Origin of the sequence: Streptomyces sp. NPDC093600 (assembly GCF_044764755.1) — a bacterium.
GTDB lineage: Bacteria > Actinomycetota > Actinomycetes > Streptomycetales > Streptomycetaceae > Streptomyces.
Genome location: NZ_JBIWIU010000015.1, coordinates 136,687 through 146,431 on the forward strand (window position 1 = coordinate 136,687; position 9,745 = coordinate 146,431).

The following is a 9,745-nucleotide window of genomic DNA, read 5'->3' on the forward strand; positions in this document are numbered from 1 at the left end:
GCGACCTCGCAACACGAGAACATGAAGGGATTCCGTACATGCCCTCCTACTCCACGGTCAGACTCGCGGCGTTCGAGCGCGTCCGAGGTAAGGAGTTCGTCCGCCGACCGCACGGCCTGGCCTTCCCCGCCGCCTGGCGGCAGGAGGTGCTGGACTTCTACAGGATCGGCAAACGAGAACCGGACAAGATCAACCAGGTCCCGATCCGCCGCCTGAACGAAGTCATCCGTGCGGTCGCTCCCGACCTCCTATGCGTGGCGCGCGGTGCCACGCTGGACGACGACACCCCTTGGCTGTACGCGTACGAGCCGCTGCCCGTCCCCGTCATGCGTCAGCTGATCCACTCCTGGATCCGTGACTTGCACACTCCGCGTTCACGCGCGAAGCATCCGGAGATCACAGAGAGGGCCATCAAACTCAGCGCCTCGCTGGACGTGGCTGGACTGAGCTGGCAGCCGCACGAGGTGGACCTCTTCGCCGGATACACCTCACCAGGCGGCACATTCGAGCCGGACCCACTCGTCTACCAGCTCCTGCCGGACGCCCTCGCCCAGAACATCACGAAGCTGGACCCGTACCGCTTCGAGAACGTCGAGATGGAGTTCCGTATCGCCGCGGCCGCACGCGGCGCGGAGCTCGTGTCCTGGCCCCCGCGAGACCACCAAGACGATGACGGAGCATGGTGGAAGTTCTCGTTCGTCATCGCACTCACCGTGCAGACCGTGCCCTTCGCCGACTTCCGCCTTCACGTCCGCACGGGGGTACGCCGCTGGCGCACCGGCGGCCCCGTTCCCATGCCCTACCGGCGGTCCGTGTCGGCGTACCTGCTCGCACAGGAGCCTTGGCTGGCGCAGACGTCAGGGACCGCTCGGCTCGCGGTTAGCCGACTGGCCACCGACCGGCGCACCGCCCTCCCCGAATGGGTGCGCGGCGGCCCGGAGGGCATGCTCGGTCGCCTCCGCTTCTCCCGCGAGCTTCCCGACGCGGCAGCGGTACAGGAGAACCCCGACACTTGGATCGCGGGGAAAGACGGCATCGAGATCGGTGTCGTGCACGCCACTTCGATGGGCGGTCACGGCGTCGGAACCGGCCTCATGCCACGCGACCGTTCCCCGCTCACCAACTGGGCAGCTGAGGCATTCACCCCGTATCTCACGCGGCTCGGTGACTTCACTCGCAGCCACTATGCCCTCGTCCCGCGCAACCTGCCCAGGACTCCCACGGCCAAGACGAAGGAGGAACAGGCTCTAAAGAAAGCCGAGTTCGAGCGCGAGCAGCAGCTTGGCCGGCGTGTTGCCGTGGCACGGGTACTCGGCGGCGCGCCCCTGGTCGCCGAGGCCCGCTGGCAGAACCCTCGTACCCGTGACGCCCTGGTCAAACAGCTGGCAGATCTCCTGGGCCTGGACGGAGAAGGTGGGACCGGCCCTGAGCGCTCCTGGACAACTCCGGAGCTGACGGTGCGCCTGTACCTGGAAGATGCCGACTTCGTCGCCGCCCGACTCGTTTTCCCCGACGGCCGGCCTCAGCGCAAGAACCTCCCCGCAGCGATCGGCACCCGACGGCGGGAGATCGCCGACCTATGCGAGCGTGACGGGCGCCCGGACGTCCAGGCGGTCGTGATCGAGATCGGCCACCCGAAGTCCTACCGGCCCGACATCGTGGACCCCAAGTTCGCCGCACGCCTCGGCTACGCCGACGCCGGACGACTGACGAAGTTCATCACGGTACCGAGCTCGAAATGGGGCACCGCCACGAAGGCGAACATCGCCCACCGAGCCCAGCAGACCTGGTCGCACGTTCTTCGCCAGCTGGGAGTGTGCACCGTTCCGGAGCACAGTGTGGACGAACTGCCCGACAACCTGGAGTACGTCGCACTGTGGATGGTGAAGCGCCGCGCCGACGGCCCGACCCGCACACGCCGAACCGCACCTGTCGCCGTCCGGGTGAGCGCGGCTAACGGCTCGGTCACGGGATGGGATCCGGAGAGCGGGGACTGGATTCCCTATCGGGAACTGCTACTTTCTCTCGCCCGACATGCCGAGGTCCCGGGAGAGTACGAGCAGTTCGACGATGACGACGGTGCGGCCGTCGACGAAACTGGAGAGGAGGACGGGGACCCAGCGGGTCTTATTACCGAAGAGGAGAGGGGCGAGCAGCAGCGCACCACGACATGGGTTCCCGACTTGGAGGATCAGCGGGCTGAGACGGCACAGTTCGTGCGGGCGATGCTTTACAGCTTGCGTGACCGGCCCGTCCTGCTGCTCTCCCACGCACAGAACTCCCGTCTGCACTGGCCGTGGTTGGCCAACGGACGCCTGCGCCTAGACGCCCTTCAGTTCGGACCCAACCCGGCGCAGCACATCACTCTGTACGGCGAGAATCTGTGCCATGTACGGGTACGCGACCACGCGTCCGATGAAACCCCCCAGTGGTTCGCGCCGGACGACGACTCCCACGATCACGGTTTCGCGAGCGGCCTCTGGCACCGTCCGGACGCTGCCGGTGACCACCGCGTGTACTACAGCACCGGCGAAAAACCGCACACGGCCAAGCACGCCGTTAAGACCGCCTCGAAGATCGCGACCCGGATCCCTGTGAAGAAGAAGCCTAAGGAGGGCGCCGAGGACAAGGAGCCGGAGCCGGTTATCGACACGGGGACCAACGCATGGAACCCGACGGCACTGGAGATCGCAGTTCTCGCTGTGCCGGAGGAGGAGACAGCTGAACCCGGGACCTGGGCTGCCGTGACCCACCAACTGCGACGCGCCCCCGACTACAACGTGACGCTGAAGCTCCCTCTGCCGCTCCACCTGGCGATGAAAACCACGCAATACGTCCTGCCGCACGAGGACGACACCGACGAATCCGCGGCAGAGGAGGGCGCCGGTGAGTGACCGGGTGACCGCGGACGGCGTCCAGCCGACAGGGCCGGGGAAGACACGCGGGTTGAAGCGGTTGCTGACGTGGTGCGTGTTCACGGCTGGTCCGGAGTCGGAGGGGCAAGGGGACTTTTCCTGCCACTCCGACTGCGACACCAAGCCGAGCGCCGCGGGCCCCACGCTAGGAGGGCCTCTGGACCATCCCGATCGCCTCGTTGTCCGTCCTGATCATCGCGCTGGGCCACATTGTTGCGGTCACGGTTTTCAAGTACACGGCGTGCACGCACCATGGGCCGCATTCTCGCCGGGACCTGGTCGGGGCCATCGGCTCCGGTGTGGGGGTGGCAAGGTCCTGGCTCTGCTGCTCAACGCAAGTCCTGAGCAGCCCCATGCCCGTAGGCCGCCCCGACGTCAGCGCAACCTCGCCCGCACGTTGAGGGGGGTGCAATCGGCCTAGGCCGGCGTCAGGTCGTTCAATGCGACCTGAAGGGCCGCCCCGGTCACCGGTGCTACCTCAGCGACCTTCCGGAGGTCTTCACCGGTCAAGTACCGGTAGCTCTGCGGCGGGTGGAACGTCCCGGAGGCTCGCAGCGCGGCCAGCGGTACCGGGTCCTCGAAGGTGATCGGTTCTTCGAGTGACAGACCGCTGGCCTGAGTCGCTCCGCTCATGTACTCGTCATACTCACGCTGACTGATCCCGGCACTCGTGCGACTGGACGACCAAACCTCCCGAGGGGAGGCCACCTGCACGGAAGCAATCCGTGCCATGCCCACGATGGCCATCGTGGGCGCGGTCGCATAGAGGAGTACTGGCGTTCCAGGCGGGGCGGCGACGCGCTGCCGACGGACCTCCACCGTCTTGGTCCCAGCCAGGATCGCCGTGGCAAACCGAGGGTGGACGGACAGCAGCATCGCGCGCTCCGGATCACTCACGTCTTTCGGTGCCCCTCTTCGTACATGGCCTGGAACAGCGCGTTGCTGATCTTCGATAGCTGCATCGGCGGTACCCACCGTAGCCCCAGCCCCTTGGCCAACGCGGTCACTCGTGCATGCGTCACCTGTACGGGAAAGATCTCCGTGTCCGAAAACCTCAACGCCATGGCCTTGCCCGACACATCGGCTGCGGCACGCACTTCGGCATGACCATATACGCCCAGGTGTTCGAATCGCGAGAAGAGGGTGTCGGGGTCGTCGATGACCACCTCGTCGAGGCGCGAGCAGCCGATGACCATCTTGCCCTGCTGACCGGAAGTTCCCTCGCTGACGTACCACAGGATCCGGGCGGGAACGCTCTCTCCTCGGTGTCCGGACGAGCGGTAGTAGACGTGCTCGCGGCTGATGCCCAGGACGTCATCCCGGGGAACGAGCATGGCCGGAACGTCGAAGAGCTCCGTGGACCAGCGCGGCTTGATGGGTGCGATGAAGGAGGGCAGGGCCGTGTCGATCAGTTTGGCCGGCCACCACACCCGCTCGGCCATGCTCGCGATCTCGGGCGACACGCGATCATCCAGCCGTGGCGTCGATCGCCTCATCCGGACCGCGATCTCCGCTGCCTTCTCCGAGACGACCTCAGCAGGTCCGCAGACGTCGACCAAGAGTGCGGTGAAGCCGCTCTCGTCCTCGGTGAAGCCGTCGGCACCGGCAGCCGACATTGCTACCGGCGATAGGAACGGATCGGTGATACGGACCGCCTGCGCCCCTCGCTCTCGGCCGAGCCGCTTGAGCATGAAAAGCAGTTGCCGTGCAAGTGTCTCCTCCAGCGGGTGCGATGCCGTGCGGAGGAACGCGACGTTCAGCGTGCGGCCGTCCATGGCCCAGGCGTAGAGGGCTACCGGATATCCCTCTCCGTCTCGGAGCAGCTCCCTGCGCCACAGCACCCCGTCATCGGCGAGACTTTTCAGCCGCTCCGCGAAGGCCGTTCCACGGTCGCCCTCAGCCTGATCGAAGAAGGCAACCAGCCCTCCTTCACTGCCTGGCACGATCTCCTCGGCGGAGAAGGCAGTGCCCATGAGATCCGCAGGACGGTACACCTGGGCCTGGCGCAGTTCGTCCACATGCAGCGTGACCACCGCCGGCGAGACGACCTTGACCCGTGCGACGTCCCAGGCGATGTCCGCCAGAGCCGCCAGTGCGGGATCGCGCGTCACCAGCACCTGGAGCCCGGCACACGACGTCCCCGCCCCAGGGTCTCTCCCCTGGGAACGAAGCCCAGCGCCGTCCACATGTCGCTGAGCCCGTAGTCGCGCCGGCACTTCGCACGAATGCCGAGCCGATGAGCGTGCCGCGCTCGGATCGCCTCGATCAACTCACGAGCGACACCCTTGCCTCGGTGTTCCTCTGCCACGCACAAGTGAGCCAGCCGCACATGCAGACTCCGTTTGGGCAACCCGAAGAGCGCGTAGCCGACCACCTCCTCGCCATCCAGGGCCACCAGCAGGCCGTCGTCCTCGGCGTGCTTACGGTAGGCAGGCGGCGTCAGCAGACCCAGATACTTGGTGTACCGGTCGCCCAAAGCGATGACCGCGTTCAATAGCTCCGTCTGTTCCGCAGCCAACGGCAGCACACTGATCGCCATGTTCCCCCTCCGCTTCCCTCAACCGATCAACACCCCAGGACGGCATACTGCCCAACAGCGCACGTACTGAGCCACCGATTGATCAAAACCGGCTAACTGGCGGGAATCCGTCTGCTCTTGTTTCGTTCGAGTGGATGGGCGGCGGTGTTGGGTTTGCGCCTGGCGGCGGCTTGACCGGGACCGTCGGTTGCTCGTCGGCGGTAGCCCATGGCTTGCTTCAGAGCGGCCATCGCCGCCACACCACGCAAGCCCACGCGGCTGGCCTCGGAGCGTACGCGACACGCACCCCGGCAGTCACTCATGGGCAGAATCCGCAAGCTGGTTGACCAAGACCGTTCTTCCCCACGGCCGCGTAGGCACCGCTTCTACGCTGACCGTCATGCGCAAAGTCGAATACCGAAGCAGCGGGGTTCCGTTGGAGGAGTACGAACTCACCCCCAGGGACCACCGCCGTCAGAAGCAGAGCAAGGAGAGCAGCGCATCCATTCGACGACAGGTCGAAGAGGACAATGCCAAATGCCGGGCAGACCCGGCGATGGCAGAGCGCCGCCGCCAGGCGTTCGAGAACGTCGCGAAGCTGATGCAGTCCTTCAAGAAGGCCGACCACGAGATCATGCGGTGGCGTGTCCGGCTGTACTGCGGCCACATCATCGAGACGGAGGCGCATTACACGTACACAGACCCCATCGATGCTGGAGGGTCCAGGAAGAAATGCCCTGAGTGCGGAGGTGCCTGGCAAACGATCGTGGCCTTCGAACCCATCGGACTGCGCGGCGAGCCACCGGAGCCCACGGTCCCCACACCTCCGCCGCCCCCGAAGAAGCCGACACGAGCCGAACTCGAACGACGCGTTGAGACGCTGGAGAAGGAGAACGAACGCTTGCGCGCGAAGTTCAGTGGCTAAAGGACCCGACCGAAGTCATTGGGCTGACTCGCCAGCAGGTCACGGGGACCGAGGCGACGGCAACGGTGAAGACGCCGCTCGCGCGGACATAGACACGGTCCACGTCACTCCGCTCGTTCGAGCAAATTTCTTCGAACCACCCATCGCTGACGAACGGAACTGACAACATGCCGCCGTCGTACGTCAACCTAAAGTCGAAGGCGGACCATTGGATCGGCAGGTCAATGAGCGGCAACTCTCGGTGCTGCAGTGGGTGCAAGACGGGTGCCCTGCCGGCGTTTGGGAGACCAGCTCCTACAAGAGCACCTGTCAGGCACTGCAGAACCGGGGCCTGGCCACGGTTTCCCGGAAGGCCGGGCAGTGGAGCGTCACCCTGACGAGTGCTGGCCAGCACTACCTGGCGCACGGCGCGTACCCTCCCCGCGGGTCACACCCGCCGAAGACCCAGGCCGCCGCTCCACGACCCCAGTCCACCCGAGCGCAGGAAACTCCGGCCGCTGGGCGGAGGTCAAGCCCTCCATCACAGCCGCGGGTGACGTTCACGGAGCAGCTGCTGCAAGAGCTCGCGGAGGCCGGCGGCAGAATCGTCAAGAGCGGCAGCGGTCCGGACTTGGAGAAGTGGCCATCCCGCGTCGCCGCGGCACGCAGGTCCGGAAAGGTCCCGGAGACGAAGGAGCTGTACGGGGGTTGGTGCCAGGGCGGGTACGAGATCAAGCTCGTCGACATCCCCGCCTGGCGCCTCGCCGTCCTCGAACCCGTCCCCGTTCCCTCCCGGCTCACGCGGCCGCACACCGTGGTCCGGGCCATGCAGAACGAACAACAGCCACTGGGCCTCACGAAGCCCGTCCAAGGACGTGCCCTCCGGCTCGTCCAGGCGCTGATCATCGCTGCCGAGGCCGAAGGGCATTCCAGCTCGGCAGGACAGACCGGCTTCACGCCCCCGTCTCATCGCCGTCGTAGGGCATCTCCCCACTTCACCATCACCGCGCAGGGCCAGACTGTGGGGTTTCTTGTCCTCCAGGAGCAGGACCGGACCGAGCACGTCGCCACCGAGAAGGAGCTCGCCGCGGCCAAGAAGGACTCGTGGGTCAGGATCCCCCGCTTCGACTACACCCCGTCCGAGCGCCTCCGTTTCGTCCTCAGCGGCGGCCAGCCGCATCGGGCCAGCGAATGGTCCGATACCCCCGGCCGTCCCCTGGAAGACCAGCTCGCCGAGATCGCCCAGGAGGTCACCCTCCGCGGCGAAGCTGCTGAACGCAGACGCCTGGACGAGATCGAAGTGGCACGCCAGAAGCGCATCCGCTGGGAAGCCGCCATGGAAGAAGCCCGAATCCGGTACGCCGAGGCGTACCGCGTCAGGCACTTCGAGGCGCAGGAAGCAACATGGCGTCACGCCACCCGACTGACGGAGTACGTGAACGCTGTACGCACCCGGGTCGAGGCCATGCCCCCAGGCCAGACCCGGACCGAAGCCGAAGCCTGGGTCGACTGGGCAGCAGCCCGCGTCGAGCGCCTCGACCCACTGAACACACCGCCCCGGCTGCCCGACATTCCCGAGCCGCGCCCCGACGACCTGAAGCCCTTCCTCGGGCACTGGAGCCCCTACGGCCCCACCTGCTGACGCCCGCTCCGCCACACGTCCGGCCCGCTGAAGTACGGCAGCAGCGCGCCTGCCACCGCAACCAGCGGCGGGCCCCGTAACCCGGCGGAATCTTCTTCAAGCTCCCGCAAAACCAGCCCACGGGAGCGCGCCTCCCAGTCAACGTGACCTGCACGATCAGCCACGTGACGTCCCGTCAAAACGAGCGTCATTTGAGCGTCACGAGCGTCATTTCAGCGTCAAGATATCGCCCGTAACGCCCACACCGCACATAATGCGCACGGGAGAAACCGCAGGTCAGGAGCCCTTCGCGGCCGGTTCAAGGATGGCGACACACTCCACGTGGTGCGTCATCGGAAACAGGTCGAACGCCCGCAGCGTCCGGACCCGGTAGCCGCCCTCCTTGAAGTACGCGATGTCCCGCGCCAGGGCCGCCGGGTCGCAGGCCACGTAAGCGATGCGGCGGGCGCCCAGGCCCGACAGGTGCTTGACCGTCTGCTTGCCGGCGCCCGCGCGGGGCGGGTCCAGGACGATCAGGTCGACCTCGGTGATCCGGGTGCGCGGGAGGACGCTCTCGACCTTGCCCTGTTCGATGCGGACGCGGTCGTAGTCCTGGAGGTTGTGGCGGGCGTCCTCGACGGCGCGCTTGCCGGACTCGATGCCGAGGACCGCGCCCTGGTCGCCGACCCGGTCGGCGATCGCGCCGGCGAAGAGGCCGACGCCGCAGTAGAGGTCGAGGGCCGTGTCGCCCTTGCGGGGCATCAGGCCCTGCATGACCGCGAGGACCAGCGTCTGCGCGGCCTTCGGGTGGACCTGCCAGAAGCCGCCGTTGCCGACGCGGTACGTGCGGTCGTCGGCGCGCTCGCGGACGAAGGGGCGGCCGTGGACCCGGTGCACCCCGCCGTCCTTCTCGTCGACGCGCAGGACCGAGACCGGCTTGTCGAGCTCGACGATCGGCAGGCGGGCGCCCGGGCGCGGGGTGAGGATCACCTGGCGGTCGCCCGAACCCGAGGCGGCGATCGCCTCGACCGAGGCCATCCCCTCCCAGGTGCGCTTCTCGATGCCCAGCTCGCTGACGCCCTCCGCCGCGATCATGCAGTGGTCGATCACCTCGACCTCGTGCGAGCGGTGCTTGCGCAGCCCCGCGTGGCCCTCGGCGTCGACGGCGTACTGGACGCGGGTGCGCCACTGCGGGACCTCGCCCGCCGGGAGCTTGTCGCCCTCGGCCGGCATGACGGTGCCGTCCCAGCCGGCCTCCTCGGGGGTGAGCCCGGCCAGGCGCTTCAGCTGCTCGGCGATGACCTCGCCCTTCAGGCGGCGCTGGGCGCCCGGCTTGGCGTGCTGCCAGTCGCAGCCGCCGCACTTGCCGGGACCCGCGAAGGGGCAGGGGGCCTCCACCCGGTCCTTGGACGCCTCCAGGATGGTGACCGCGTCGGCGCGCAGGAAGCGGGAGGTCTCCTCGCCCTCGGTGACCCGGGCGACGACCCGCTCGCCCGGCAGCGCGTGCCGGACGAAGAGGACCCGGCCCGCCTCCGTCCGCGCGATGCAGTGGCCGCCGTGGGCCACGGGGCCGACCTCGACCTCGTACTCTTCCCCGACCAACGAAGAAACAGGTGCGTTCTGCATGACGGGGTGACTCCAGAGAAAGAGAGAGGTGGGGGGGGGGGGGGGGGGCCCCCCCCCCCCCGGGGGGGGGGGGGCCCCCCGCGGGGGGGGGGGGGGGGCCCGGCCCCGGGGCCCCCCCCCCCCCCCCGGGCCGACCAGGCGCGTGCGGACCCCCCGGATGG

The 9,745-nt window shown here is 67.7% G+C and carries 7 protein-coding genes; 3 read left to right on the plus strand and 4 right to left on the minus strand.

Annotated features, from left to right (window positions below; all coding sequences use genetic code 11):
• Positions 1–38: 38 nt before the first annotated feature.
• On the plus strand, positions 39–2,894 hold the full coding sequence (locus ACIRB4_RS28660) for a pPIWI_RE module domain-containing protein (RefSeq protein ID WP_403295144.1): 2,856 nt from the start codon (positions 39–41) through the stop codon (positions 2,892–2,894).
• Positions 2,895–3,332: 438 nt separating this feature from the next.
• Here ACIRB4_RS28660 and ACIRB4_RS28665 read toward each other — a convergent pair whose 3' ends face one another.
• The 3 genes from ACIRB4_RS28665 to ACIRB4_RS28675 are packed head-to-tail and all read right to left on the minus strand — an operon-like array spanning position 3,333 to position 5,454.
• Positions 3,333–3,812 (minus strand): ASCH domain-containing protein, encoded by a 480-nt coding sequence (locus ACIRB4_RS28665; RefSeq protein WP_403295146.1) that lies wholly within the window; start codon positions 3,810–3,812, stop codon positions 3,333–3,335.
• Entirely contained in the window at positions 3,809–5,026 is a 1,218-nt protein-coding gene (locus tag ACIRB4_RS28670; RefSeq protein ID WP_403295148.1) for an N-acetyltransferase, read from the minus strand. The genes ACIRB4_RS28665 and ACIRB4_RS28670 overlap by 4 nt, the downstream gene beginning before the upstream one ends.
• Positions 5,023–5,454 (minus strand): GNAT family N-acetyltransferase, encoded by a 432-nt coding sequence (locus ACIRB4_RS28675; RefSeq protein WP_403295149.1) that lies wholly within the window; start codon positions 5,452–5,454, stop codon positions 5,023–5,025. Before ACIRB4_RS28675 ends, ACIRB4_RS28670 begins: the two co-directional genes overlap by 4 nt.
• Before the next feature lie 379 nt (positions 5,455–5,833).
• Between ACIRB4_RS28675 and ACIRB4_RS28680 the strand changes: the two genes are divergently transcribed.
• Together ACIRB4_RS28680 and ACIRB4_RS28685 are read left to right on the plus strand one after the other, a co-directional pair.
• Positions 5,834–6,358, plus strand: coding sequence for a hypothetical protein (locus ACIRB4_RS28680; RefSeq protein ID WP_403295150.1), 525 nt, complete (start codon positions 5,834–5,836; stop codon positions 6,356–6,358).
• Positions 6,359–6,890: 532 nt separating this feature from the next.
• Complete coding sequence (locus ACIRB4_RS28685) at positions 6,891–7,979, plus strand: hypothetical protein (protein WP_403295151.1); 1,089 nt, start codon at positions 6,891–6,893, stop codon at positions 7,977–7,979.
• Positions 7,980–8,255: 276 nt separating this feature from the next.
• Here the strand turns inward: ACIRB4_RS28685 and ACIRB4_RS28690 are convergent, their stop codons facing one another.
• Positions 8,256–9,584, minus strand: a complete 1,329-nt coding sequence (locus tag ACIRB4_RS28690; RefSeq protein WP_403295153.1) for a class I SAM-dependent RNA methyltransferase — start codon at positions 9,582–9,584, stop codon at positions 8,256–8,258.
• Positions 9,585–9,745 lie beyond the last annotated feature (161 nt).

What these genes read in the sequence shown, in the direction of transcription:
- ACIRB4_RS28660 (WP_403295144.1), top strand. Translation starts at nt 39, where the DNA reads ATGCCCTCCTACTCCACGGTCAGACTCGCGGCGTTCGAGCGCGTCCGA.
- ACIRB4_RS28675 (WP_403295149.1), bottom strand. Translation starts at nt 5,454, where the DNA reads ATGGCGATCAGTGTGCTGCCGTTGGCTGCGGAACAGACGGAGCTATTG.
- ACIRB4_RS28680 (WP_403295150.1), top strand. Translation starts at nt 5,834, where the DNA reads ATGCGCAAAGTCGAATACCGAAGCAGCGGGGTTCCGTTGGAGGAGTAC.
- ACIRB4_RS28690 (WP_403295153.1), bottom strand. Translation starts at nt 9,584, where the DNA reads ATGCAGAACGCACCTGTTTCTTCGTTGGTCGGGGAAGAGTACGAGGTC.